We start from the raw sequence: 24,685 nt of genomic DNA, 5'->3' as shown, positions 1-24,685 counted from the left end.
CCCGGGACGGCGGAGCCATGATCCCACGCCTGCAGAGCGGGGTTTGTAGCGATTGGGCCGGCGCCGACGCGGCTCCACCGGATACCCTCGGCGTTCCTACGCGCCCCACTGGTGCACGTTCGGGGGCCCACCTCAGCGCTGGCACCTCTGGCCCTGCTGGCCGCGCTCAGCCCCCAGTTGCTGGGGGAGCCCGGGCGGGCGCAGGATCTGCGCTGGCAACCCCTGCCGGCCACCGCCGCCCCGGCTACGCCACCGAGCCAGCCCCGTCAGTGGCAGCCCCTGCAGTGGCAGCCCCTGCCCGAGCCCCAGCCCCTGCGCTGGAGTGCGGTGCCCGCCCAGGCGGTGATCACCCCGGAGATGGTCGCCGCCAGCGCCCCCCCCGAACCGCCCGAGCTGCCGGAGCCCGAGGCCCCCACCCAGCCGGTGCTGCGCAACCTCGCCCGGGGCATCACCGTGAACGGCGAGGCCTACCCCGATACGGGCCTGAAGGTGCCCAACGCCTTCGCCGCCGATCCCCACTACACCGTGTCCACGGCCATGGTGGCCACCAGCCGCACCCGCAGCTGCGATGTGAGCGGCGATCGCGACTGGAAGGACTGCGCCGACCTCGAGGCCTACATCGACCTGATCCCCTTCCGCTGGGAGAACGCCAGCCTCGGCTTCCAGTGGACCGTGCAGAGCCTCTCGGGCCGCAACGAGGGCACCCCCCAGTTCGCCGCCCAGAGCCTGGGCTTCCGCACCGCCATCAACCTCGGCCCCACCACCGGCCTGGCCTTCGGCGGGGAGCACGTGCTCCAGCTCGACGACAACACCGACCTGGGCCGCAACTTCTATCTGGTGCTCTCCCAGGCGATTCCCCTCAACCAGAGGCCCGACCCCTGGCTGCTGGTGGGCACCGCCGGCATCGGCTCCGACTTCTACGGCTACGGCAACAACGGCATCCTCGGCTCCACCGACTGCCTCAGCGGCAACAACATCAGCAGCCGCAACTTCCCCAGCGGCACCGACTGCTACTGGGGGCCGATCGGCTCCCTGAGCCTGCAGATGGGCCCGCAGGTGGCGGTGGGCCTGGAGTGGTTCGGCTTCGGCATCGGCGCCGGGGTGTCGGTGCGCCCCATCCCGGATGTTCCCTTCACGATGAGCTTCTACCTCACCGATTTCCTCGGCAACGTACCCAGCGGCATTGAAGAGCTCTGCACCACCGATCCCTGCGAGCCGCGTCTCTACGCCCGCTTCTCGATGTCGTTCTGAGCTCACCTCTGAGCTTCCATCTGAGCCCAGGCTTTTTGTGCAGGAATCCCCCTAGATTCTGTTCACCGCCACGGGATCGGTTCACGATGCGCTTCGCCGTTCCTCTCGCCCTGGCCACCGCGGCGGCCATCTCCGTCCACAGCCTGCCGGTGCGGGCCTACCCCGGCCCCAGGGTCAACCTGGTGCGCATCGACGCCGAGGGGATCACGCCGCTGCCGGATGTGACCCGGCTGCTGAGCGAGGCCCAGGCGCAGGCCCAGGTCCCATCTCCGGCAGCTGCACCGGCCCCCGGCCCGGCGGCGTTGGCGCCGCTGCCCACGGATCTCACCTGGCTGCTCTCGCCAGGCGACGAGCTGGAGATCAGCTTCCGCCGGCCCCTGCCCGCCAACGCCAGCGGGGTGCTGGTGCTGCGGGCGGCGCCGGCGCCCGCCGATGGCCTGAGCGGCCCCGGCGAACCCGGCCGTGAGGTGGAGCGGGTGCCCTTACCCTCCGAGCGGGTGTTCCTCTCCGAGGACCGCCAGTTCATGGCCATCCAGCCGCAGACCGATCGCAATCCCGGCGAGATCACCACGGTGACGTTCGAGCTGGGGCCCCGGGTGGTGCCGGAACCGGAAACCCCAGTGCGCTTCGCCCTGGCCCAGCCGGCCGTAGCGATGGAACGCAAGCAGTCGCCCTGTCCATTCACGCCGCTGCCCGGTACCCAGGCTGCTGCCCAGGCCGCCACCGCAGGGGCCACCGGAGCCGCCGCCGCCGGCGCCGCGAGCTGGGTGGTGCCGGCCCTGATCGGCATCGTGGTGGTGGGCGTGGGCGCGGCGGTGGTGGCCGGCAGCAGCGGTGGTGGCCGAGGCGGCCGCAACCCCTCCTCGCAGTGAGGCTGGCCTGGTTTGTGAAGCCGGCCTGAAACGCTCCGCCGTAGCGTGCGGGCCACCCGCTGCCACGGCCCGCCCTTGACCCTGCAGCTCACCAACACCCTCACCCGCCGGCTCGAACCCTTCCAGCCCCTGGTGCCGGGGCAGGTGAGCATCTACTGCTGCGGGGTCACCGTGTACGACCTCTGCCACCTGGGCCACGCCCGCAGCTACATCGTGTGGGATGTGCTGCGCCGCTATCTGATCTGGAGCGGCTACAGCGTCACCTACGTGCAGAACTACACCGACATCGACGACAAGATCCTCCATCGCGCCGCCGAGGAGGGCAGCTCGATGGAGGCGGTGAGCGAGCGCAACATCGAGGCCTTCGTGGCCGATATGGCCCGCCTCAACATCCTCCCGGCCGACCGCATGCCGCGGGCCACCGGCTCCCTGGCGGCGATCCGGCGGCTGATCGAGGAGCTGGAGGCGAAGGGGGCGGCCTACTCGGCCGATGGCGATGTGTATTTCGCGGTGATGAAGCACGCCGGCTACGGCAAGCTCTCCGGCCGCGACCTCGCCGAACAGCAGGAGGGGGCCAGCGGCCGGGTGGGTGATGCCGAGGAGGCGCGCAAGCAGCACCCCTTCGACTTCGCCCTCTGGAAGGGCGCCAAGCCCGGCGAGCCCAGCTTCCCCTCCCCCTGGGGGCCGGGCCGGCCGGGCTGGCACATCGAGTGCTCGGCGATGGTGCGCGAGGAGCTCGGCGACACCATCGACATCCACCTGGGCGGGGCCGACCTGATCTTTCCCCACCACGAGAACGAGATCGCCCAGTCGGAGGCGGCCAGCGGCCGGCAGCTGGCCCGCACCTGGCTGCACAACGGCATGGTGAACGTGGGCGGCGAGAAGATGAGCAAGTCGCTCGGCAACTTCACCACCATCCGCGCCCTGCTCGATTCGGGCGTCAGCCCGATGACGCTGCGGCTGTTCGTGCTCCAGGCCCACTACCGCAAGCCCCTGGATTTCACCGCCGGGGCCCTGGAGGCCGCCGCCACCGGCTGGAAGGGGCTCAACGCGGCGCTGGCCCTGGGGGGGCAGGGCGTTGAAGGCTCCGCCCAGCTGCCCAGCGATGCCGCCGGCCTGGGGCCCGATCTCGGCGCCGCCCGCGCTCGCTTCGCCGCGGCCATGGACGACGACCTCAACACCTCGGCGGCCCTGGCGGTGCTGTTCGAGCTGGCCCGGCCCCTGCGCGGCCTGGCCCACCGCCTCGAGCGCGGCGATCAGGCCGCCGCCGCCGAGGCCACCGGCCCCGAGCTGCTCCAGCGCGGGGCCCTGCTCGGGGAGCTGGCCGCCGTGCTGGGCCTCAAGGCCGAGCCCCTGGGCCAGGGCACCAGCACCGCCAGCGCCAAAGGCGGCGCAGCCTCACCCCCCGACGCCGAGATCGAAGCCCTGATCGCCCAGCGCCGCACCGCCAAGGCCAGCCGCGACTTCGCCACCGCCGACCGCATCCGCGCCGACCTCAAGAACCAGGGCATCGAACTGATCGACAAACCCGGCGGCGTCACCGAGTGGCTGCGGGGCTGAGTGGCTGAGGGGGTGCGGGGCTGAGGGGTTGCGGCTCCAGGGAACCAGGGCCTGGCGATCTCCCCACTGGTGCAACTGGAAGGCCTGGTGCGTCCTCTGGCTCGCCGGCAGAGCGAGCTGCTGCTGATCTGGAGTCAATTGGACTCACAACCAACGATTGATATCACGCTTACATCCCCTACACCCCCCTCCATCCCCTACATCCCCGGCCGCTTCTGATCCCGCATGAGCGTCTCGATCTTGCGGATGCGCTTGAGGGTGGTGGTCCACACCTCCAGCTGGAAGGCCCGGCCCTGATCCCCGGCCTCCACGGCGGTGCGGCAGCTGGCCACCAGCGCCTCCAGGTCTTCCCCCCCCTCGAAGGCGTCCCAGAGCTGGCGCTCCAGCCGGGCCCGCTCGATGAAGTTCCAGCGCTGCAGAAAAGTCATCAGCCCAGCATCGCTCACCCCGCCCAGCTGCGGGCCAGGTCGGCGATCGACACCACCAGGCCCACGGCGATCGCCGGCGGCGACACCCAGCGCAGTGCGAACAGCAGCGCCGCCACCAGCGCCGGTGGGCTGCCCGAACCCTCCAGGTCGGCCCGGTAGCGGGCCGGCGCCCGCCAGCCCAGCAGCAGCGCCAGGGCCAGGCCGCCGGCGATCAGGAACACGCCGCCGAACACCGCGTCCATGCGCTCCAGCACGCCCACATCCAGGGCCGAGGGCAGCCCCAGCACGGCGATGGCGGCCACACTCAGCCACACGGCCCGGCGGCGGCTCCAGCCCAGGCGGTCCATCAGCGAACTGGCGGGCACCTCCAGCAGCGACACCGCCGAGGTGATCGCCGCCAGGTAGGCCAGCAGGAAGAACACCACCGCCACCACCCGGCCCGCCGGGCCCAGGGAGGCCAGGCCGGTGGGCAGGGCGATGAACAGCGCCCCCACCGTGCTGCCGCTCACCACATCCCCCAGTCCGAAGCTGGCCACCACCGGGAAGGTCACGCAGCCGGCCATCAGGCCCACGGCCGTGTCCATGCCCACCACCGCCACGGCCTCACCGGAGATCGGGCTGGTGCGGTTGAGGTAAGTGGCGTAGGCCAGGATCGCGCCGATGCCGGTGCCGATCGAGAAGAACGCCTGGGTGAAGGCGTTGCGGATTGTGGCCGGATCGCTGAGCTTGGCCGGATCCCAGCGCAGCAGGAAGGTGCTGTAGCCCTCCACGGCCCCCGGCAGGAAGGCGGCCCAGAGCAGCAGCGCCAGCAGCATCACAAACAGCAGCGGCATGGCCACCTTGGTGAGGCGCTCGATGCCCGCCCGCACCCCGGCGGCCACCACCAGGCCGGTGAGGCCGAGGCTGAGCAGGTGCCCCAGCACGGCGTCGCCGCCCGTGCTGATGCCGATGAAGTAGGCCTCGGCGCCGCCAATGTCAGCCGGCAGGGGCCCAGTGAGGGCATGCAGCAGGCTGCGGCCCGTCCAGCCCATCAGCACGGAGTAATAGGAGAGGATCCCCACCGCCGAGGCCAGGAACATCCAGCCAAGCGGCCTCCAGCGGCGGCCGCCGGCGGTGACCGGAGCGATCAGGGGGGCGTGACCGGTGCTGCGGCCCAGCACCATCTCCGCCACCAGCACCGGCAGGCACACCACCACCACGATCAGCAGATAGAGCAGCACGAAGGCGCTGCCACCGCCCTGGGAGGCCCGGTAGGCGAAGCCCCAGAGGTTGCCCAGGCCCACGGCGCTGCCCGCCGCCGCCAGCACGAAGCCCAACGACGAGCCCCAGCGCTCAGATGGACGGCCGCGGGAGAACAGACGCGGAGGGTCGAGCGAAGGGGGCATCGAAGCGCAGCCGGGATAGCACCAGTGTCCGGGTGCTGGCAAGGGCTGGCCAGAGCCAGCGCGAAAAGCGCCCGGATTTCAGCTGCCCATCTCGGCGCCGCCGGCCCGTTCCTGCAGCCGCTCCAGGCCGGCCACCAGCGCCACCCCAACCCCCATCATCAGCAGCACCAGCGCCAGGGCCCCGCCACTGGGGGGGGGCGCCAGGGCATCGCGCAACACGATGAACTTGCCCTTCTCATTCACGGTGGACTCGAGCACCACCCGGAAGGGCCAGATCTTCCACAGCGAGCCGGCCATGAAGCCCACCAGCAGGGCCACGGTCTGCCCGTGCCAGCGCAGCAGCAGCCAGCGCAGCAGCCGCACGAACACCGCCAGACCCACCAGGCAGCCGGCGGCGAAGGGCACCAGGGTGCCCAGATCCAGGGTTTTCACCGCCTCCATCACGTGCTGGTACTGGCCCAGCACCAGCAGCAGGAACGCCCCGGACACCCCCGGCAGGATCATCGCCATGATCGCCACCGCCCCGCTCCAGAAGATCGTCAGCGGGTCGTGGGGCATCGTCACCGGCACCCGGGTGACCAGCAGCAGGGCCCCCACCACCCCCGCGGTCATGGCCATCAGGCCACTGCCCCCCCAGTGGGCATGGCGGGCGATCAGCAGGATCGAACCCACGATCAGCCCGAAGAAGAAGGCGAACAGCACCACCGGCTGGTTGGCGTACATCCAGGTGATCGGCCGCACCAGCAGCAGCACCGCGGCCAGCAGCCCGCTCACCAGCGGCACCAGAAAGCCCAGGTGCACCCGCGCCGCCGCCGCGCCCCAGGCCCCCGCGTCGCCGCCCAGGCCCCGTCGCAGCAGCGCCAGCAGCTTGAAATCGAAGCCCGCCACCGCCTCGAGCAGCTGGCCATACACCCCCAGGATGAAGGCCATCGTGCCGCCGCTCACCCCCGGCACCACATCCGCGGAGCCCATCGCCAGGCCGCAGCCCAGCACGTAGGGCCAGCGGGGCCTGGCGTTGGCGGGAAGCTCAGGCATCGGGGTCATGGTGCAGAAGGGGTGGATCGCGCGGGCGCCATGGCCTCAGCTGGCCACGGGCGCTCCATTCAACCCGCCAGCCGCATCGCCGGTGGGGCTGGATCCAGCGGTGGGCCTGGCGCAGGCCCACTGAAGGGGGTCGAGCAGGAAGAACGCCACTGATATCACGCTATCAACGCAGTGGCGGCCCAGATCACCCCATTGGCCATCCAGCGCCACTGGGTGCCAGTGATCGCAGCGCCCAACCGGCGGAGATGGCGCAGAGCGCCCGATCCCCCACCGCCGGTGGGACACTGGTGGCTCCCACCCTGGAGCCCAGCCGTGAAAGCCCTCGCCGTGCTCGGCTCCACCGGTTCGATCGGCACCCAGACGCTGGAGCTGGCCGAGGAGTTTCCGGATCGCTTCCAGGTGGTGGCCCTCACCGCCGGCAACAACCTCGACCTGCTGATCGAGCAGATCCGCCGCCACGCCCCCGAGGTGGTGGCCCTGGCCAACGCCGACCGCGTGGCGGAGCTGCGCGAACGCCTGGGCGCCCTGGATGCCGCCGTGCGGCCGGCCCGCCTGCCGGAACTGCTGGGCGGCAACGAAGGACTGTGCGCCGCCGCCGCCTGGCCCAGCGCCGATCTGGTGGTCACGGGCATCGTGGGCTGCGCCGGCCTGCTGCCCACCCTGGCGGCCGTGCGCGCCGGCAAAGACCTGGCCCTGGCCAACAAGGAAACCCTGATCGCCGCCGGGCCGGTGGTGCTGCCGGAGCTTGAAAAATCCGGGGCGCGCCTGCTGCCGGCGGATTCGGAGCACTCGGCGATCTTCCAGTGCCTACAGGGCACCCCCTGGGCCGACACCGCCCGCCTCTCCACCGGCACACCCACCCCGGGCCTGCGCCGCATCCAGCTCACCGCCAGCGGCGGCGCCTTCCGCGACTGGGACCCGGCCGATCTGGCCAAGGCCACCGTGGCCGATGCCACCAGCCACCCCAACTGGAGCATGGGCCGCAAGATCACCGTCGACAGCGCCTCGCTGATGAACAAGGGGCTGGAGGTGATCGAAGCCCACTACCTGTTTGGCCTCGATTACGACGCCATCGAGATCGTGATCCACCCCCAGTCGATCATCCACTCGATGGTGGAGCTGGCCGATTCCTCGGTGCTGGCCCAGCTGGGCTGGCCGGATATGAAGCTGCCGATCCTCTACTGCCTCAGCTGGCCCGAGCGGCTGGAAACCCCCTGGCGCCGCCTGGATCTCACCGAAGTGGGAACGCTCAGCTTCCGCAAACCCGACCCGGCCAAATACCCCTGCATGCAGCTGGCCTACGCGGCCGGCCGCGCCGGCGGCACGATGCCGGCGGTGATGAACGCCGCCAACGAGCAGGCCGTGGCCCTGTTCCTCGCCGAGCAGGTGCACTTCCTGGATATCCCGCGCCTGATCGAACGGGTGTGTGATCGCCACCGGGTGGATCTGATGGCCGCCCCCTCCCTCTCCGACGTGCTCGCCGTGGACGCCTGGGCCCGCCAGGCGGTGCATGAGGCTGCAGCCGGCCTCTCGGCCCGGGTGCCGGCGGCGCTGCCGGCCTGAGCAGCGATGCAGAGCGCCCCACCACCGATCTCCCACCACCTGCTGCTCTGCGCCACCCCCAGCAAGGCGCTCTGCTGCCCCAATCCGGCCGTGGGAGCGGCCAGCTGGGAGGCCCTCAAGGGCCTGGTGCGCGAGCTGGGGCTGGAGGATCCGGCACGCCCCCAGGGCGTCGTGCTGCGCACCAAGGCCGACTGCCTGCGCATCTGCGCCGAAGGACCGGTGCTGCTGATCTGGCCGGAGGGGCTGGTCTACGGCGGCGTGACCCCCGCGCGGATGGAACGGATCGTGCGCGAGCACGTAATCGGCGGGACGCCGATCGAGGCCTGGATCGTGCGCCGCTACAGCCTCTGTCCCGCACCTACCGCACCGGCCTGAAGCGTGCAGAGCCAGTCCACCGTGCGCCGGTCGGCCCAGCTGCCGATGGCGCTCCCGGCCCCATCCGCCACCGCCCGATCAGCCACCGCCCGATCAGCAACGGAATGAAAGCCGTTGTGGCCGCCGTGGGCACTGAGCAGCACCTCCAGCCCCGGCGGCGGATCGTCGGCCAGCTGCTGGGCCGCGGCGGCGGGCACCCAGGGGTCGTCGAGGGCATGCAGCAGCAGAGCCGGAGGGAGCGGGGCCGCGCCCGCCCGCAGCCGCGTCAGGGCCGAGGCCTGGGCGTAGTAGGCGTCCACGTCGGCATAGCCCCAGCGCGGGGCGGTGATCGCCGCGTCGAAGGCGCGGATGCTGCGCGGACGAGCGGGGCCGGCGAGGGCCTCCCGTTCCGCCGCATTCAGCCCGAAGGGATCGGCCAGGGTCTGACGGATCAGCCCCCGCAGCAGCCAGCGCTGGTAGAGCCAGTTGCGGGGCCGATCGAAGCGCTGCGCGCAGGCGGCCAGATCCAGCGGACTGCTCACGGCCACCAGCCCATCGAGCACTCCGGGCTCGGCCAGGGCGGCATTGAGCAGCACCGCCCCCCCTAGCGACAGACCCACCCCCAGCAGCGGCAAGCCGCCGGCCTGCCGCCGGGCTTCGGCCAGCACCGGCAGCAGGTCGGCGTTGCAGGCGGCGGCGTAGGTGCCGGCCGCCAGGGGCCGCCCCGGCCCGGCACCGCGCAGGTTGAGGCGCCACACCCCGAAACCGGCCTGCTGCAGGCAGCGCCCCAGGCGCCGCACACCGCCGCCGCCGGCGCTGCCGCCCAGGCCGTGCACCAGCACCACCTGGCCGCCGATCCCCGCGGCCGCCCCCAGGGGCGGGTCGCGCAGCACCAGCAGTTCGCCATCGCCCACCTGCACCGGCAGCGCCGTGGCCGTGTCCGGGCCCAGCCGCGGCGGCCGCAGGGTGTCACGCAGGGTCTGGAGGTCGGGCCCGATCCAGGGCCAGCGCTGGCGGAACGGCGAGCACAGCGAGGGCATCAGGTGATCATGCCCACGAAGTCGGCCAGGGTGGCGCCCACCATCACCGAGAACAGAATCACGATCGGTTTGAGGCCGGTGAGTTTGCCCAGCAGCCGCGGTGGCAGCACATTCTCGATGATCTGGTTCACCACGATGGCGCCGAAGGGGATGAAGCCCATCGGGGTGCTGGGGAGAACCACAGGGGTCATGAAACCACCGCCAACCGGCAACCCCATCGCCTCTGCAACCATGCCCTGATGCAGACCATCCGGCAGGCCACCCTTCCCCTTGTGCTCCTGGGATGCGCCTGGGCTGTGCCGGCCGCCGCTGACCAGGCGGCGGGATCACCGGGGTTGGAAGGGCTGCGGCGCATCCACGACCCTGAGGCCCGGGCCAGCCTGCTGCTCGACCTGGTCGAGAGCTGCCCTCTGGCCCACTGCCCCCACAACCCCGAGACCCTGCTGGAGGAGGCGGAGGCGGCCAGCGAGCTGATCGAGGATCCGGCCCGCCGCGCCGCCCTGCTGCTGCGCCTGGCCCGGCGACACCTCGATGCCAACGTCAATCTATTTTTCGATCAACTCACATCCCTGAATACCGATACCTTTTCCGCGGACAACAATGATGAGGACAAGTCACTCCTGAGCACCACCCTGACGGGCGCTGGTTTCAATCTCGGGAGGGGGAAGGATCCGCGCTCCTTTCAGGAACTGCAACTGGGTGTTGGCGCCAGGTATCGCTACGACGAAATCAACTTCGAGCGGGTGAGGGATCACGTCGACCCTGTGCTCGGCATCGTCTATCGATCCCGGCAGATCCCGCTCTGGCTTGGCTTCTGGGACCAGACCCTGGCCCTGGTCTCTCCCCCCGGTGACCTCAGCGATGTCTCAATGTGGTCGTCCACAGGGCTCTCCTTCCCCTCAGTACGCGTTGGCATTGGAAGCATCAGTTTGTAGTTCGCTATGAACAACAGCGTCCTGGCCCCGATTATCCGCAGCTGCGCTTTGAGTTTGCCACCGGCATTACCTAGTCCTTCTGAGCCAGCCCCAGCCTGCCCAGCTCAGGCCGCCTTCACCCGGCCCACCCCCAGCTCGCGCAGTTCACTCGCCAGGCCGTTGAGCACCACCTTGGCGTCGCCAAACAGCATCGCCGTCTGCGGCAGTTCAAACAGGGCGTTTTTGATGCCGGCATAGCCGGCCCCCAGGCTGCGCTTCACCACGAACACCTGCCGCGCCTGGTCCACCTCCAGCACGGGCATGCCGTAGAGGGGGCTGCTGCTGTCGGTCTTGGCGTCGGGATTCACCACGTCGTTGGCGCCCAGCACGATCACCACATCGGTGCGGGGAAACTCGGGGTTGATGGCATCCATCTCCACCAGCTGCTCGTAGGGCACATCGGCCTCGGCCAGCAGCACGTTCATGTGGCCGGGCATGCGCCCGGCCACCGGATGGATGGCATAGCTCACCTCGGTGCCGTTGGCCTGCAGCAGCTTGGCCAGCTCGCTGAGGGCGTGCTGGGCCTGGGCCACCGCCAGGCCGTAGCCGGGCACGAACACCACCCGCTCGGCGCACTCCAGGGCCAGGGCGCACTCCTCGGGGCTGCAGCTGGTGATGCTTGTGTAGCCGGCCTCATCGCCGCCGCCACCCACCTTGCCGCCGCCGGCCGCCCCCAGGGCACCGCCGAACAGCACGCTGAGCAGGGAGCGGTTCATGGCCGTGCACATCACCTGGGTGAGGATCAGGCCGGCGGCGCCCACCATGGCGCCAGCCACGATCAGCAGCTGGCTGCCCACCACGAAACCGGCCGCGGCCGCAGCCACGCCCGAGTAGCTGTTCAGCAGCGAGATCACCACCGGCATGTCGGCGCCACCGATGGGCAGGGTCACGCCCACCCCCAGCAGGCCGGAGGCCAGCAACAGCAGCCACAGGGCCGCGCCGCCCGGATCGGCCGGCAGGGCCACCACCCCCACCAGGGCCGCCACCGCCAGGGCGATGTTCACGGCGTGGCGCAGGCGGCTCTGGGTCCAGCCGGGGGTGTCGATCCAGCCCTGCAGCTTGGCCATCGCCACCAGCGAGCCGGTGAAGGTGATGGCGCCCACAAACACCGAGATGGCGATCGAAAGGCGCTCCACCAGCACGGCCCCGGCGTCAGCCGCCACACCGCCGTAGAGGGCCACGCCCAGGGCCACCAGCAGCGAGGCCATGCCGCCGCAGCCGTTGAACAGGGCCACGGTCTGGGGCATGGCCGTCATCGGCACACGGCGCGCCGTGAGCAGGCCCGCCAGGCCGCCGGCGGCCGCACCCACGGCGATGCCCAGCCAGGCCAGCAGCGGCGGCTGCAGCTCGAACAGCAGGCCCAGCACCGCCAGGCCCAGGGCCAGGGCGGCGAGCCCGTTGGCACTGCGGGCGGAGCGCACCTTGGCCAGACCCTTGATGCCCAGGGCCAGCAGCAGCACCGCCACCAGATCCACCGCGTAGGGCAACACCCCGGAAATCGTGTCGATCACTGTTGGCTCCATCTCAGCGGCCTCCAGCGGTGCCGGATCCCGGCTTGCCGCCCGGGCGGCGGAACATCGCCAGCATCCGGTCGGTCACCAGAAAGCCGCCCACCACGTTGAACAGGGCAAAGCCCAGCGACACCGCCCCCAGCAGCAGCAGGGCGGGGTTGCCATCGGCCCGGGCCAGCAGGGTGAGCGAGGCCAGCACGGTGATGCCGCTGATGGCGTTGGCGCCGCTCATCAGCGGCGTGTGCAGGGTGGGCGGCACCTTGCCGATCAGTTCCAGCCCCAGCAGGCTGCCCAGCAGCAGCACCCAGAGCGCCTGAGAGAAGCCGCTCATGCCCCGGCCCCCACGGGCGCCTCAGCCACGCCCATCAGATCCGGCCGCATGCAGTTGCCGGCGTGGGTGAACAGGCAGCCGGCCACGATCGGATCCTCCAGATCCAGCCCCAGGGCCTGCCCCGGGCCGCTGTCCTCGCCAGCCAGGCCCAGCAGGTGCTCCAGCAGCGCCGCCAGATTGCGGGCGTAGAGCGCACTGGCGTGGTGGGGCACGCTGCTGGGCAGGGCATCGGCGCCGATCAGTATCACGCCCTTGCGCAGCACGGTTTGGCCGGCCACCGTGGCGGCGCTGTTGCCGCCCTGGGCCACGGCCAGATCCACCAGCACCGCGCCGGGCCGCATGCGATCGAGCATCGCCTCGCTGATCAGCCGCGGTGCCGGCCGGCCGGGCACCTGGGCGGTGCAGATCACCATGTCGGCCAGAGCCAGCTGCTCGGCCAGCTGCTCCCGCTGGGCCGCCAGGAAGGCCTCACTTGCCGCCTGGGCGTAGCCGCCCTGCTCCTCAGGGGCCGGCTCCTGATCGGGCGGGGCCAGGAAGCGTCCGCCCAGGGATTCCACCTGCTCACGGGCGGCCGGGCGCACGTCGCTCACCGTGACCACCGCCCCGAGCCGCCGGGCGGTGGCCAGGGCCTGCAGCCCCGCCACGCCGGCGCCCAGGATCAGGGCCCGGGCCGGCTGGATCGTGCCGGCGGCGGTCATCAGCATCGGCACATAGCGATCCAGGGCGGCCGCCGCCAGCAGCACCGCCTTGTAGCCGGCGATGTTGGCCTGGGAGGAGAGCACGTCCATGGTCTGGGCGCGGCTGATGCGCGGCAGCAGCTCCAGGGCCAGGGCCGACACCTGGCGGCGGTTGAGCAGCTCCACCAGCCCGTGGGCCCGATAGGGGGAGAGCATGCCGGCCACCAGGGTGCCGGAGCGCAGCAGTTCCAGCAGTTCGGTGGGGGGCTGCTGCACACACAGCACGCCATCCACCTCCCCCCACAAACCGTTGCCGGGTTCGCTGATCGCGGCTCCCGAGCGGGCGTAGTCGACATCGCTGAAGCCGGAGGCCTCGCCGGCGCCCGCCTCCACGTGGAAGCTGAGGCCCTTGGCCACCAGGCGATGCACGGTTTCCGGGGTGGCCGCCACCCGGGCCTCGCCCGGATGGCGCTCCCTGGGGATGAGGAGCTGGGTCAACGCAGAGGCGCACGCAGTACATCCATTTGGGGGTTTACCCCCCCGCCTCGGCAACGGATCCGGCGCCTTTGTGGGGAGTTACCCACGCAGCGGCCTGAAGCCCCACCTGGATCGCGGCCGCACAATGGCCGCCATGGGCACGGCCATGGATCCGCTTTCCTTCCAGCTCCGGCAGCCGCAATGGCCTGACACCGCAGCCGAGTCCGGGGCCCACGTGGAGCCGCGCCAGTGGCAGCGCCAGCTGATCCAGCTGCTGCGCGCCCGCCTGGCCCAGCCGAGCAGCGGTGGCGGCAGCGACGGCGGCGGTGGCGGCGGTGGTCACGATGTGCTGATCCATGCCGGGCCCGGCGCCGGCAAAACCCTCGGAGCCCTGCTCAGTTTCCGGCAGCTGCGCCGCGAGGGACGGCTGCAGCGCTTTCTGGTGCTCTGCCACCGCAGCTCGATCGCCGGGCAGTGGGTTGAGGCGGCCGCCCGCCTGGGGCTGGAGCTGCGCAGCTGGGATCCCCAGCCCGGCGCCGCGGCCCTGGCCGCCGACGGGCCCTGGCATGGGCTGCTGCTCAGCTATCAGGCGGCCGCCCGCCATCTCCCCCGCCTGCGGCAGTGCTGGCCCGCGTTAGCCGCCGGGCCCTGGCTGGCCATCGCCGATGAGGTGCACCACCTGGGTGTGGATCCAGACGAGCCGGACGCAGCGGCCTGGGGCCAGGCCTTCACCAGCCTCTGCGCCAACGCCTCCCTGCGCCTGGGCCTCACCGGCACCCCCTTCCGGGCCGACAACCTGGCCTTCTGCGCCGCCCGCCGCCAGGCGGTGCGCGATGGGGATCAGGTGGTGGAGCACATCGTTGCCGATCTCAGCGTGGAACCGCGCCAGCTGATCGCCGCCGGCGATGTGCGGCCGCTGGAGTTCCGCTTCCAGGACGGCTGGGTGGACCACGGGCGTCCGGGCGGCGATGGGGAGGGCAGCGGGGCCACCGAGACCTCACCGCTCTCGGCCGAAAGCCGCGAGAGCTGGCGGGCCCGCAACCTGCGGCGGGCCATCCGCCTGGGGGATGGCGGCAGCATCGCCCTGCGGGTGTTGCTGGGCGCCCGGCAGCGACTGGAGCGACTGCAGGGGGCCCATGGGCGGGCGGGCGGCCTGGTGATCGCCCGCGACATCGCCCACGCCCGCACCCTCAGTGGGCTGCTGGAGGAGCAGGGCGACCAGGTGCTGCTGGTGCACTCGCAGGATGCCGAGGCGGCCGCCCGACTGGCGGCCTACCGCGGCGGCGAAGCCGACTGGCTGGTGAGCGTGGACATGGCCGCCGAGGGCTTCGATGCGCCGCGGGTGCGGGTGGTGGCCTACCTCACCACCGTGGTCACCCGCAGCCGCTTCGTGCAGGCGATCACCCGGGCGGTGCGCATGGATGGCGAACGGGCGGCGCTGGAGGCGATCCCCCGCCAGCCCTCCTACGTGTATGCCCCCGCCGACCCGCTGCTGATCGCCTACGCCCGCAGCTGGTCGCTGAGCGAGCCCTACCTGCTGCGGCCGCGCCCGGCCAGCGCCGCCGAGGAGGCGGAAGCGGGCGCGGCCAGGAGCGGCCGGCTGCCACTGCAAGCGATCGACGAGCGGGCCGGCAGCCTGCTGCGGGTGCGGGGACCGGAGCTGCCCCCATTCCTACCCGGCGCCCAGCGCAGCGCATAGCACAAAACGACCGGGCAAACAAAGGCGCGACCGGAATCCGCTCAAGCGTTAACAACGTTGTGTCAACCACTACCCCAGTTCGGCAGACGGCCAGGCAACGTGGTGCCACTCGCGGAGACGCGGACCATGGACCCCATCGGGAATCGCCGACTCACCGTTGCCGTGAGCTGGGCCCTGGCCCGCCAGGCCACCCTCGATTGCCTGGAGCATTTTGAGGAGAGCTACGCCCTCACCGAGGAATTCCGGGAATGGCTGCTCTGCCTCGATGAGCATCCCGAACTGATCGCCGACAGCGTGCTGATGGTGCCCCGCAACCTCGGCAGAACCAGGGGGGGCGAGGCTCTGGAATCCGGCAGCGATCTGGAAACCGACGGGCTGCTGGAGATCTGAGCCTCAGCCGGGCCGCCGGGGCGGGGGCGGCAGAGAGGGCGCCCCATCCCCTAGGCTCAACTCATACTCAATCCGCTTAAGCCGTGGGTGTTGCCCGTCCGGACGTTGAAAACCTGGTGATCGTGGGCTCGGGGCCCGCCGGTTACACCGCCGCCATCTACGCCGCCCGCGCCAATCTCAATCCCCTGATGATCACCGGCTTCCAGGACGGTGGCATCCCCGGTGGCCAGTTGATGACCACCACCCACGTGGAGAACTTCCCGGGCTTTCCCGACGGCATCCTGGGTCCGGATCTGATGGACAGGATGAAGGCCCAGGCCGAGCGCTGGGGCACCACCCTGGTGCTCGCCGACGCCACCGCGATCGACCTGTCGCAGCGGCCCTTTCAGATCAGCGCCGACGGCACCACCTACGCGGCCCACAGCGTGATCCTGGCCACCGGCGCCAGCGCCAATCGGCTCGGCCTGCCCCAGGAGGAGCGGTTCTGGAGCAGCGGCATCAGTGCCTGCGCCATCTGCGACGGCGCCACCCCCCAGTTCCGTAACCAGGCCGTGGCCGTGGTGGGCGGCGGCGACTCCGCCTGCGAGGAGGCCGTGTACCTCACCAAATACGGCGACCACGTGCACCTGATCGTGCGCTCCGGCCAGCTGCGCGCCAGCAAGGCCATGGCCGACCGGGTGCTGGCCAACCCCGCCATCACCGTGCACTGGCACCGCCAGGTGGCCGACTGCAGCGGCAGCGACTGGCTGGAGGCGATCACCCTGCGCGATGTCACCAGCGGCGCCAGCGAAGAGCTGGCCGTGAAGGGGCTCTTCTATGCCATCGGCCACACCCCCAACACCCGCCTGGTGCGCAACCAGCTGGAGGTCGACCCCCACGGCTACCTCGTCACCCGCCCCGGCCGGCCGGAAACCAGCATCGAGGGCGTGTTCGCCGCCGGTGATGTGGCCGATGCCGAGTGGCGCCAGGGTGTCACCGCCGCCGGCAGCGGCTGCCAGGCGGCCCTGGCGGCCGAGCGCTGGCTCAGCCACCACAACCTGGCGGTGGAGGTGAAGCGCAAGGCCGTGGAACCCGAGCAGGTGGGCGAGCCCCAGCGCACCGCTGAAAGCGATGAGGCCAACTTCAACGCCGAAACCCTCTGGCAGAAAGGCGGTTACGCCCTTCGCAAGCTGTACCACGACAGCGACAAGCCGCTGCTGGTGGTGTACACCTCACCCACCTGTGGTCCCTGCCACGTGCTCAAGCCCCAGCTCAAGCGGGTGCTCGACGAACTCGGAGGCGCCGCCCAGGGCGTGGAGATCGACATCGAGGCCGATCAGGAGATCGCCCAGCAGGCCGGCGTCACCGGCACACCCACCGTGCAGCTGTTCTTCCGCAAGGAACTCAAGCAGCAGTTCAAGGGGGTGAAGCAGCGCAGCGCATTCAAGGACGCCATCGAGGCCCTGCTCGGCGTGCACGCCTGAGGGCTGGTGCGCTCAGCGTCGCCTCGGCCCGCCGGGGCGGTTGCCGCCGGGGCGTGGGCCGGCGTTGGCATTGCGCTCCCGGTAGGTGATGCGGCCGCGGGTGAGGTCGTAGGGGCTGATCTCCACCAGCACCTTGTCGCCGGCCAGCAGCTTGATACGGAACTTGGTGAGCTTGCCCGCGGCGCGACAGAGGCACTGGTGACCGGCGGGCTGCTCCAGGGTCACCAGGTAGAACCCGTTGCCCTGCTCCTTCTCGATCACGCCAGAGGTCTCAATCATGCGGCGGTGCGCCCATTCCAGGAAATAGCTGTCACCAGCTTAGGTGTCGCCCTCGCCGCCCCTGCAGCGGCGGTAGGGTCGGGCCTCCCACCTCCCATCCCCGGATTCCCCTCCGCCATGGTTTTCCCACCCCTGTCGCTGGATCTGGGCATGCTGCTGATCTCGATCGGTCTGGTGAACATCTGGAATGCCCGCCGCTCCTGAAGGGCGCACGCTGCTGTTCCACAAGCCCTACGGGGTGCTGAGCCAGTTCACGCCGGAACCCGGCAGCTCCTGGCAGTGCCTGGCCAGCTTCATCCCTGTGCCGGGCGTCTATGCGGCCGGCCGACTGGACGCAGACAGCGAAGGCCTGCTGCTGCTCACCGGTGATGGCCAGCTGCAGCGGCGGCTCACCGACCCGGCCCATGGGCACTGGCGCCGGTATTGGGTGCAGGTGGAGGGCAACATCGCTGCCGACCCCCAGGCCCTGGAGCGCCTCGCGGAAGGTGTGAGCGTGCAGGGCCGCCGCACCCTGCCGGCCCGGACCCGGATCCTGCCGGCCGAGGAGCTGGAGGCGGCAACGATCCCCGAGCGCGATCCGCCCATCCGCCGGCGCCGCGCCATCCCCACCAGCTGGCTGCAGCTGGAGCTGCGCGAGGGCCGCAACCGGCAGGTGCGGCGCATGACCGCCGCGGTGGGCTACCCCACCCTGCGGCTGCTGCGGGTGGCGATCGATCTGATGGACGGCCAGCCCCCCCTGAGCCTGGAGGGCCTGGCGCCAGGCCAGTGGCGCGCACCCAGCGCCGCCGAGCAGCAGCGGCTGGATGGGCTCAAGCGGCTCTCCCCGGGGCGCGGCGGCCGGGCCGGCGGCGGAAAGTCCGGCCGGGCCGGCGGTGGTGGATAGGGCGGCTTGCCAGCGGGCAAGGAGTTATCCCCGGCAGGTAGTCGTGACGACACCTTCAGCCCAACAACGGCGCGAAGATTCGAGCCGAGAGGGATTGGGATGGGTCGGTGAACGACTTCAGCATCAAACGGGTTCTGGTGGGCGTCTGGCTGGGCTTCCCTCTGGTGGTGGTGGCCGCTTCGGCGATCCACACGCTCATCATCTCGAAGGCGATCAAGCCAACCCTGGTTCAGGCGGTTGAGCAGCACGCTTCGGTGACACAGTCAGCAACTCTGGCCGCCACGCCCTGAGTTGAGCAACCCGGCTTGCCTCCCTCAGCCCACCACGTCCTTGAGCTCGCGCACCGTCTGCAGTTGGCCGTAGTAGTAGTTGGCGCGGGCGCGGCGGTCGGGATCCTCGAGGCTGTCGAAGGCATCGAAGCCCAAGCTCTGCCAGAGCTCATGGCCGCAGGCCTGGTTGAGGGCCTCAACGGCCTCGCTTTCCAGGTTGGCCAGGCGGCGCTGCAGGTTCTTGATCTGGGCAACCGACATGGGCGGCAGGCGTCACTGAGGCCATAGTACAGATGAACCAGCCGCCTCAGAACGGCAGCTTCTTCTTGGCGTCCTTGTCCAGGTCGGCCTCCATCTCCCGCAGGCGCTTGAGGATCCTGTCGTAGTACTCGTTGAGGTAATCCTCCAGGCTGGTGATGGAGGCCGGATCCACGCCGAAGGCCGCGTAGCTCTCCTCCATCGGTGCATCCAGCCGGGCCCCGCCACCGGTCACCGTCTCGAATCTGAGGCGCTCGGCCACGTTGAGGCTGGCCTCGAAGAAGGCCGTCACCGCCCGCATCATCCCCAGCAGAAAGGGCGGCACCCGGAACACCCGGGCGTCCTTGCCCGTGTTGCGTTCGCACAGCTGGGTGATCTCTCCGGTGGTCCAGGCCCGCGGCCCCACCACCGGGAAGGAGCGGCGCACCGTTTCGAGATGGTCGAGGGCCGCCACGGCAAAGCGGGCCATGTCCTGGGTGTTCATGTAGGCGATCGGCGTGGCCGTGCCGCTCACCCACACCGTCTGGCCCTCGAGCACCGGAATCGCGAACTGGCTGATCAGCCCCTGCATGAACGCCGCACCCTGCAGGATCGTGTAGTCGAAATCCGAGGCTTCGAGCCACTCCTCGGTGCAGGCCTTGATGTCCATCAGCGGCACATCACGGTGCCGGGCCGCTTCCAGCAGCGAGATGAACACCAGCCGCTTCACCCCCGCGCGCTGGCAGGCGGCGAAGAGATTCTGGTTGCCGCTCCAGTCGATCTCGTAGGGGCTGCAGGAGTCGGTGGCGCGGGCGGTGGCGGCATCGATCACCGCGTCCTGGTCCTCGAGGGCGTAGTCGAGGCTGTCGGGTTCGAGCAGGTCACCACGGGTGAGCTCGCAGCCCCACTCCTGCAGAAACGCCGCCCGGCGGGGGGAGCGCACCATGCAGCGCACCCTGTGGCCGGCATCGAGGGCCTGACGAGCGATCTGCCGACCGAGGGTCCCCGTTCCGCCGACAACCAGGAGCTGCATATACGACGCGCAAGCGGGCCTGAGCCTAGGGGTGCGCCCTGCGCGGCGAGAGAAGCCCTGCGCCCCGGGCCGATCAGTCCTTGTCGGCGACGCGCAGGAGCAGGACGCCGCCCACCAGACCCACGGGGATCAGCACCCAGAACAGAGCAGCGATGCCGAAGATCTCGGAGGCCATGGCCGAAGCAGCGTTGATCGGTCTTATTTAGCAGCGCCTTCAGCAGCGGCTCCCGCAGCACCGCCGCCGGGTTCCGCGCGGGCCCGGGTGAGCTGGGCCGCCAGCTCCAGGATCAGGGGCCAGGGGGCGTCGCTGCGCAGCTGAGCCGCCATCACGCCGCTGGCCGTGGCTCTGTGCCCCCGCTGGCGCACCGCATCCACCAGGGCCGCCAGCTTCGGTGGCCCGCCACGGCCCAGGCGCCGGGCGATCTCCGCCAGGGGCCAGCAGCGGGCAGGCCAGCCCGCATCGGCCCCCAGCGCGCTCAGCAGCTTCAGGGTGGCGGGCGCCGCGCTCTGGGGCACGGCTGCCGCCTGGCGGGCCATCGCCTCCAGGGTGGCCAGGTGCTGCAGGGGCCCGATCCAGAGCGGACCGCTGATCGCCAGCGGCGGCGCACTGCCCGGCGCGCAGCGGCAGGGTTGCCACTGGCGCAGGCTGAGCAGGGGCTGCACCTGCTGGTCACCGCAGCCGTGACAGAGCGCTATCAAGCCAAGCTGGCCCTCCTCGCTGCGGGCGGGATGGCGGCACAGGCGCACGGCGGTGCGGAAGGTGCGCCCCTCGCTGAAGGCCAGCAGCGGCTCCACCCCCCGCCCCAGGGCCCAGGCGCAGCGCGCCACGCTGCCGATCTGCAGGCGCAGGGCCAGCTCCCAGCTGGCGGGATGGGCCCGGGCCGCCGCCCCGAAGCGCCGCAAGGCGGCAGGGCGGTCGTGGCCGGTGGCGGAGCGGCCATCGGTGCTGGCCAGCACGAGCGCCCCATCGAGGGCCACCGCCTCCAGGGCCAGGGGCAGCAGGGCGGTGGGGCAACCAAAGGCGTCCAGGTCCACCAGCTCGAAGCGCTGGCGACGCTCCAGGCACCCGGCCAGCAGCTGCTGGGCGGTGAGGGCCGTGGTGCACAGCTCGCAGCCGGCGGTCAGCAGGGGCGCCAGGTTGGCGCGCAGCAGCGGCAGGCGATCGGGGTCGGCGTCGTTGGCCCACACGGCGGCCGCACCGGCCTCAAGACCCAGCCTCAGGCCGCGGATGCCGCAGCCGGCCATGGCATCGAGCACCCGCAGCGGCCGGCCCGCCAGCGGTCCGCTGGCGGTCAGCGCGCGGGCCAGCAGCACCCCCAGATCGCGACTGGGGCGCGACTGGGGCCGGAAGAAGCCGCCGCCGAGCCGCACCCACGCCGCAGCTTCGCAATAGTGATCATCAGCGTGGGATGTCAGGGGATCAGCTGCCGTGAGAGCCAAGCCCCAGCCTGCCAAGCGGGCCCCCACCAGCGGCCATGGCTCTGCCAGCGACAGCGGTGACGCCGACTGGGGCCGGCACAGCCGCTGGATGTGGCGCGGCCAGAGCTGCCACTGGCGCGTGCTGGGCGAGCCCAGCCACCCGCCGCTGCTGCTGGTGCACGGCTTCGGGGCCGCCAGCGGCCACTGGCGCCGCAACGCCGCCGCCCTGGCGGCCGCCGGTTGGCAGGTGTATGGAATCGACCTGATCGGCTTCGGGGCCTCCAGCCAACCCGCCCTGCGCCTCGACAACCGCCTCTGGGCCCGGCAGCTGCAGGCCTTCCTGGCCGAGGTGGTGGGCAAGCCGGCCGTGCTGGTGGGCCATTCCCTCGGCGGTCTGGTGGCCCTCAGCTGCGCCGTGTTCTTTCCCGCCTGGGTGCGGGCTGTGGCGGCGGTGCCGCTGCCCGACCCCACCCTGCTCAGCGCCCCCCAGGCGCGGCCGCCGCGGCGAGCCCCCTGGCGGCGGCGACTGAAGCGCTGGCTGGTGATCGCCCTCTGCCGGCTGCTGCCCCTCGAGTTGCTGGTGCCCCTGCTCACCAACTCGCCGCTGCTGGATCTGGGCATCCAGTCGGCCTATGCCAGCCCGGTGATCGGCGATGGCGAACTGCGCCGCCTGATCGCCCGACCCGCCCGGCGACCGGGGGCGGTGCGGGCCCTGCGGGCGATGAGCATCGCCATGGCCCTGCGGCCCCACGGCGCCACGGCACCGGCCCTGCTGGGGCGGCTGCGTCAGCCGATGCTGCTGCTCTGGGGCCAGCGCGACCAGCTGGTGCCGGTGCGCGTGGCCGTGCAGGTGCTCTCGCTGCGGCCCGGGCTGCCTCTGGAGGTGCTGGAGCACTGCGGCCATTGCCCCCACGACGAGACACCGGACCAGTTCAACGGGGCCCTGCTGGGCTGGCTGGGCCGCTTGCCGGCGGTAGACCTCAGCCAGCTGCCGGAGCGGTAGCTTGGCAAGCACAGGTGCAGGCGATGAAGCACACCCTTTCGGTGCTGGTGGAGGACGAATCCGGAGCCTTGAGCCGGATTTCGGGACTGTTCGCCCGCCGCGGTTTCAACATCGAGAGCCTGGCGGTGGGGCCGGCTGAAAACAGCGGCATGTCGCGCCTCACGATGGTGGTGGAGGGCGACGACCGCACCCTCCAGCAGATGACCAAACAGCTCGACAAGCTGATCAACGTGCTGGGCGTGATCGACCTGTCCACGATTCCGGCGGTGGAGCGTGAACTGATGCTGCTCAAGGTGGCCGCCCCGGTGCGCCAGCGCGGTGAGATCCTCGAGCTGGTGCAGGTGTTCCGTGCCCGCGTGGTGGACGTGGCCGATGACGCCCTCACCCTGGAGGTGGTGGGAGATCCCGGCAAGCTGGTGGCCCTCGAACAGCTGCTGGAGCCCTACGGCATCCTCGAGATCGCCCGCACCGGCAAGGTCGCCTTGGAGCGGGCCTCCGGCGTGAACACCGAACTCCTCAAGATCACCGCCTCTGAGAAGCGGGTACCGGCCTGAAGCGGGTACCCGCCTAGTCGGTGTCCACCACGGTCGCCCGGATGATGCGGTCGCCCTGCTGGATGCGGTCGATCACATCCATCCCCTCGCTCACCCGAGCGAACACGGCGTAGCGGCCATCCAGCTCGGGCAGGGCCTGAAGCGCCACATAGAACTGGGCACTGGCGGAGTTGGGGTCGGAGGAGCGGGCCATGGCCACGGCGCCGCGCTGGTGGGCCAGGGCCAGCTGGCGGGTCACGGCGGGGCTGGTGAGCACCTCCCCGTAGCGGGGGGTGTCCTCAGCCGTGAGCTTCAGCTCCAGGGGAATCAGGCGCACCTGGCCGCTGTCGGCATCGATGAAGTTGCCGCTGCCCAGCTGACTGGTGGGCGTCATCGGATTGGCCGACAGGGGGTCGCCGCCTTGCACCACGAAGGGGGTGGGCTCTCGCACCACCCGGTGGAAGGCGGTGCCGTTGTACACACCCCGTCGCACCAGATCCACAAAGTTGCCGGCGGTGAGTGGGGCGGCATCCCCATCGAGGTCGAGGCGCACCTCACCCTTGCTGGTGGTGAGCGCCACCGAGGCGGTGCCGCTCAGGCAGGGGGCGGCGGCGGTGGCGCAGCCGAACTCGGCAGCACCCTCGCCGCCGCTGGCACAGCCCCCCAGCAGCAGCGCCGTGGCCAGGGCGATGGCGGCGACTTGGGCACCCATCCTCATACCCCCTCCAGGGGCACACCGAGGAAGCGGGCCAGCTGGGCGCCGGCAAGCTCCAGGTCGGCCAGGGGCATGGGCTCACCCACCCGGGTGAGGGGCATGTCACGGCGGCCCTGCACCCGCAGCGCCAGGCGGCGCCGGGGGTTGAGACCATCCCGCACCTCCACCTTCACGGCCTGGATGTCGCGCAGGGGGATCTGCACGTCGATCAGCTGGCGGAAGCCCTGCCGGGTGATCGTGGCCGTGCCGGCGCCGCGATCAAAGCGGTTGCTGCCGCCGCCCACATCCATGCCGATCACCGACCAGAGATAGATGGCCAGCAGCACGGCCGCCACGCCGTAGAAGCCCATCACCAGGCCCTGGGGCACCCACACCAGGTCGGAGGGATGGCCCACGGGCAGGAGGTCGCGGTGCAGAAAGCTCGAGAGGCTGGTGAGAAAGAAGCCCACCCCGCCCAGGCTCACCACCACGGCCACCGCCACATTGGAGGGGCGGCGGGATCCCAGCACCGACTGCTCGAGCACATCGATCGCGGAGGTCGCGTCTGTCACGTTGGTGGAAACGTCCCTCAGGACGGAGTGAAGTGGCGCCATCTTGGCGCGGGGGACGGCAGCCAGGGTGGGGGGAGCTGGCAGAAGCCAGTTCCAGCAAGGGATGTCAGCCCATTGCAGAGTGCCTCGCAGTGCGGCGGAACGTTGTTACGATCAGACGGTGTTCTGCTCTCTCCATGACGATCGCAGTAGGGCGCGCGCCAGCGGGCCGGGGATGGTTCGACGTCCTCGACGACTGGCTCAAGCGCGACCGTTTCGTTTTTGTCGGCTGGTCCGGGCTGCTCCTGTTCCCCTGCGCCTACCTGGCGCTGGGCGGCTGGCTCACCGGCACCACCTTCGTCACCTCTTGGTACACCCACGGCATTGCCAGCTCCTACCTGGAGGGCTGCAACTTCCTCACCGCCGCCGTCAGCACCCCTGCTGACGCCATGGGCCACAGCCTGTTGCTGCTCTGGGGTCCGGAAGCCCAGGGTGACTTCGTGCGCTGGTGCCAGCTCGGCGGCCTCTGGCCGTTCGTGGCCCTGCACGGTGCCTTCGGCTTGATCGGCTTCATGCTCCGCCAGTTCGAGATCGCCCGGCTGGTGGGCATCCGCCCCTACAACGCCATCGCCTTCTCCGGCCCGATCGCGGTGTTCGTCAGCGTCTTCCTGATGTACCCCCTGGGTCAGAGCAGCTGGTTCTTCGCCCCCAGCTTCGGGGTGGCCGCCATCTTCCGCTTCCTGCTGTTCCTGCAGGGCTTCCACA

General features: G+C 71.0%; 28 protein-coding genes and 1 pseudogene. 14 read left to right on the top strand and 15 right to left on the bottom strand.

What is annotated here, in order from left to right:
- Positions 1–111 precede the first annotated feature (111 nt).
- From KBY96_RS12125 to cysS, 3 genes are all read left to right on the top strand, one after another.
- Complete coding sequence (locus KBY96_RS12125; protein ID WP_254979680.1) at positions 112–1,251, top strand: hypothetical protein; 1,140 nt, start codon at positions 112–114, stop codon at positions 1,249–1,251.
- 86 nt (positions 1,252–1,337) lie between these two features.
- The gene (locus KBY96_RS12120; protein WP_254979679.1) at positions 1,338–2,123 is read left to right on the top strand and encodes a hypothetical protein; all 786 of its coding nucleotides are present in this window, start codon (positions 1,338–1,340) and stop codon (positions 2,121–2,123) included.
- A gap of 75 nt (positions 2,124–2,198) precedes the next feature.
- Positions 2,199–3,683, top strand: coding sequence for a cysteine--tRNA ligase (gene cysS / locus KBY96_RS12115; RefSeq protein ID WP_254979678.1), 1,485 nt, complete (start codon positions 2,199–2,201; stop codon positions 3,681–3,683).
- Between the two features lie 197 nt (positions 3,684–3,880).
- Here the strand turns inward: cysS and KBY96_RS12110 are convergent, their stop codons facing one another.
- The 3 genes from KBY96_RS12110 to KBY96_RS12100 all read right to left on the bottom strand — a co-directional run bounded on the left by KBY96_RS12110 (position 3,881) and on the right by KBY96_RS12100 (position 6,531).
- Complete coding sequence (locus KBY96_RS12110) at positions 3,881–4,111, bottom strand: hypothetical protein (RefSeq protein WP_254979677.1); 231 nt, start codon at positions 4,109–4,111, stop codon at positions 3,881–3,883.
- A gap of 14 nt (positions 4,112–4,125) precedes the next feature.
- Entirely contained in the window at positions 4,126–5,496 is a 1,371-nt protein-coding gene (locus KBY96_RS12105; protein WP_254979675.1) for a sodium-dependent transporter, read from the bottom strand.
- A gap of 78 nt (positions 5,497–5,574) precedes the next feature.
- Complete coding sequence (locus KBY96_RS12100) at positions 5,575–6,531, bottom strand: DUF368 domain-containing protein (RefSeq protein WP_254979674.1); 957 nt, start codon at positions 6,529–6,531, stop codon at positions 5,575–5,577.
- A gap of 321 nt (positions 6,532–6,852) precedes the next feature.
- Here KBY96_RS12100 and KBY96_RS12095 point away from each other — a divergent pair, with 321 nt between their 5' ends.
- On the top strand, positions 6,853–8,103 hold the full coding sequence (locus KBY96_RS12095; RefSeq protein ID WP_254979673.1) for a 1-deoxy-D-xylulose-5-phosphate reductoisomerase: 1,251 nt from the start codon (positions 6,853–6,855) through the stop codon (positions 8,101–8,103).
- Positions 8,104–8,109: 6 nt separating this feature from the next.
- Entirely contained in the window at positions 8,110–8,478 is a 369-nt protein-coding gene (locus KBY96_RS12090; RefSeq protein ID WP_254979672.1) for a ferredoxin, read from the top strand.
- On the opposite strand, the gene KBY96_RS12085 is transcribed toward KBY96_RS12090, so the two are convergent.
- Complete coding sequence (locus KBY96_RS12085) at positions 8,442–9,497, bottom strand: alpha/beta fold hydrolase (protein WP_254979669.1); 1,056 nt, start codon at positions 9,495–9,497, stop codon at positions 8,442–8,444. The two genes, KBY96_RS12090 and KBY96_RS12085, sit on opposite strands and share 37 nt — an antisense overlap.
- Positions 9,497–9,688, bottom strand: coding sequence for an AI-2E family transporter (locus KBY96_RS12080; protein ID WP_254979667.1), 192 nt, complete (start codon positions 9,686–9,688; stop codon positions 9,497–9,499). Before KBY96_RS12080 ends, KBY96_RS12085 begins: the two co-directional genes overlap by 1 nt.
- A 48-nt stretch (positions 9,689–9,736) precedes the next feature.
- Between KBY96_RS12080 and KBY96_RS12075 the strand changes: the two genes are divergently transcribed.
- Entirely contained in the window at positions 9,737–10,432 is a 696-nt protein-coding gene (locus tag KBY96_RS12075) for a hypothetical protein (protein ID WP_254979666.1), read from the top strand.
- A gap of 104 nt (positions 10,433–10,536) precedes the next feature.
- Here the strand turns inward: KBY96_RS12075 and KBY96_RS12070 are convergent, their stop codons facing one another.
- From KBY96_RS12070 to KBY96_RS12060, 3 genes are read right to left on the bottom strand one after another with little or no spacing between them, the layout of a single operon-like run.
- Positions 10,537–11,994 (bottom strand): NAD(P)(+) transhydrogenase (Re/Si-specific) subunit beta, encoded by a 1,458-nt coding sequence (locus KBY96_RS12070; RefSeq protein ID WP_254979665.1) that lies wholly within the window; start codon positions 11,992–11,994, stop codon positions 10,537–10,539.
- Position 11,995: 1 nt separating this feature from the next.
- Positions 11,996–12,313, bottom strand: coding sequence for an NAD(P) transhydrogenase subunit alpha (locus KBY96_RS12065; RefSeq protein ID WP_254979664.1), 318 nt, complete (start codon positions 12,311–12,313; stop codon positions 11,996–11,998).
- A complete protein-coding gene (locus KBY96_RS12060) occupies positions 12,310–13,488 on the bottom strand; it encodes an NAD(P) transhydrogenase subunit alpha (protein WP_254979662.1) in 1,179 nt (392 codons plus the stop codon). Before KBY96_RS12060 ends, KBY96_RS12065 begins: the two co-directional genes overlap by 4 nt.
- A 145-nt stretch (positions 13,489–13,633) precedes the next feature.
- On the opposite strand from KBY96_RS12060, the gene KBY96_RS12055 reads away from it, so the two are divergent.
- The 3 genes from KBY96_RS12055 (at position 13,634) to trxB (ending at position 17,019) form a co-directional block, all read left to right on the top strand.
- Complete coding sequence (locus KBY96_RS12055; protein ID WP_254979743.1) at positions 13,634–15,166, top strand: DEAD/DEAH box helicase; 1,533 nt, start codon at positions 13,634–13,636, stop codon at positions 15,164–15,166.
- Between the two features lie 126 nt (positions 15,167–15,292).
- Positions 15,293–15,556 (top strand): hypothetical protein, encoded by a 264-nt coding sequence (locus KBY96_RS12050; RefSeq protein ID WP_254979661.1) that lies wholly within the window; start codon positions 15,293–15,295, stop codon positions 15,554–15,556.
- Positions 15,557–15,639: 83 nt separating this feature from the next.
- A complete protein-coding gene (gene trxB, locus KBY96_RS12045; protein WP_254979660.1) occupies positions 15,640–17,019 on the top strand; it encodes a thioredoxin-disulfide reductase in 1,380 nt (459 codons plus the stop codon).
- A gap of 12 nt (positions 17,020–17,031) precedes the next feature.
- Here the strand turns inward: trxB and infA are convergent, their stop codons facing one another.
- On the bottom strand, positions 17,032–17,298 hold the full coding sequence (infA, locus tag KBY96_RS12040; protein WP_254979659.1) for a translation initiation factor IF-1: 267 nt from the start codon (positions 17,296–17,298) through the stop codon (positions 17,032–17,034).
- 187 nt (positions 17,299–17,485) lie between these two features.
- On the opposite strand from infA, the gene KBY96_RS12035 reads away from it, so the two are divergent.
- The gene (locus KBY96_RS12035) at positions 17,486–18,181 is read left to right on the top strand and encodes a pseudouridine synthase (RefSeq protein WP_254979658.1); all 696 of its coding nucleotides are present in this window, start codon (positions 17,486–17,488) and stop codon (positions 18,179–18,181) included.
- Positions 18,182–18,288: 107 nt separating this feature from the next.
- Positions 18,289–18,471 carry a hypothetical protein gene (locus tag KBY96_RS12030; protein ID WP_254979657.1) on the top strand — a complete coding sequence of 61 codons (183 nt, stop codon included), beginning with the start codon at positions 18,289–18,291 and terminating at the stop codon, positions 18,469–18,471.
- 24 nt (positions 18,472–18,495) lie between these two features.
- Here KBY96_RS12030 and KBY96_RS12025 read toward each other — a convergent pair whose 3' ends face one another.
- The 4 genes from KBY96_RS12025 to KBY96_RS12010 all read right to left on the bottom strand — a co-directional run bounded on the left by KBY96_RS12025 (position 18,496) and on the right by KBY96_RS12010 (position 21,091).
- Entirely contained in the window at positions 18,496–18,711 is a 216-nt protein-coding gene (locus tag KBY96_RS12025) for a hypothetical protein (protein WP_254979656.1), read from the bottom strand.
- Positions 18,712–18,757: 46 nt separating this feature from the next.
- Positions 18,758–19,720 (bottom strand): NAD(P)H-binding protein, encoded by a 963-nt coding sequence (locus KBY96_RS12020; RefSeq protein ID WP_254979655.1) that lies wholly within the window; start codon positions 19,718–19,720, stop codon positions 18,758–18,760.
- Positions 19,721–19,793: 73 nt separating this feature from the next.
- Positions 19,794–19,895: a cytochrome b6-f complex subunit PetM gene (gene petM, locus KBY96_RS12015; protein ID WP_254979654.1), complete on the bottom strand. Its 102-nt coding sequence runs from the start codon at positions 19,893–19,895 to the stop codon at positions 19,794–19,796.
- Between the two features lie 23 nt (positions 19,896–19,918).
- Positions 19,919–21,091: a N2,N2-dimethylguanosine tRNA methyltransferase gene (locus KBY96_RS12010; protein WP_254979653.1), complete on the bottom strand. Its 1,173-nt coding sequence runs from the start codon at positions 21,089–21,091 to the stop codon at positions 19,919–19,921.
- A 58-nt stretch (positions 21,092–21,149) separates the two neighbouring features.
- Here KBY96_RS12010 and KBY96_RS12005 point away from each other — a divergent pair, with 58 nt between their 5' ends.
- Complete coding sequence (locus tag KBY96_RS12005; RefSeq protein ID WP_396122322.1) at positions 21,150–22,142, top strand: alpha/beta fold hydrolase; 993 nt, start codon at positions 21,150–21,152, stop codon at positions 22,140–22,142.
- Positions 22,143–22,165: 23 nt separating this feature from the next.
- A complete protein-coding gene (ilvN, locus tag KBY96_RS12000) occupies positions 22,166–22,696 on the top strand; it encodes an acetolactate synthase small subunit (RefSeq protein WP_254979652.1) in 531 nt (176 codons plus the stop codon).
- A gap of 13 nt (positions 22,697–22,709) precedes the next feature.
- Here the strand turns inward: ilvN and KBY96_RS11995 are convergent, their stop codons facing one another.
- Together KBY96_RS11995 and KBY96_RS11990 are read right to left on the bottom strand one after the other, a co-directional pair.
- On the bottom strand, positions 22,710–23,387 hold the full coding sequence (locus tag KBY96_RS11995) for a peptidylprolyl isomerase (protein WP_396122321.1): 678 nt from the start codon (positions 23,385–23,387) through the stop codon (positions 22,710–22,712).
- Positions 23,388–23,389: 2 nt separating this feature from the next.
- Positions 23,390–23,941, bottom strand: coding sequence for a photosystem I assembly protein Ycf4 (locus KBY96_RS11990; protein WP_254979650.1), 552 nt, complete (start codon positions 23,939–23,941; stop codon positions 23,390–23,392).
- Between the two features lie 176 nt (positions 23,942–24,117).
- On the opposite strand from KBY96_RS11990, the pseudogene KBY96_RS11985 reads away from it, so the two are divergent.
- Positions 24,118–24,685 (top strand): annotated as a pseudogene (locus KBY96_RS11985) (photosystem II D2 protein (photosystem q(a) protein)); the annotation flags it as partial.

The organism is Cyanobium sp. ATX 6A2 (assembly GCF_024346355.1).
Lineage (GTDB): Bacteria > Cyanobacteriota > Cyanobacteriia > PCC-6307 > Cyanobiaceae > NIES-981.
The sequence above is the reverse complement of the archived record's forward strand: the minus strand, read 5'-3'. Positions and strand labels throughout refer to the sequence as shown.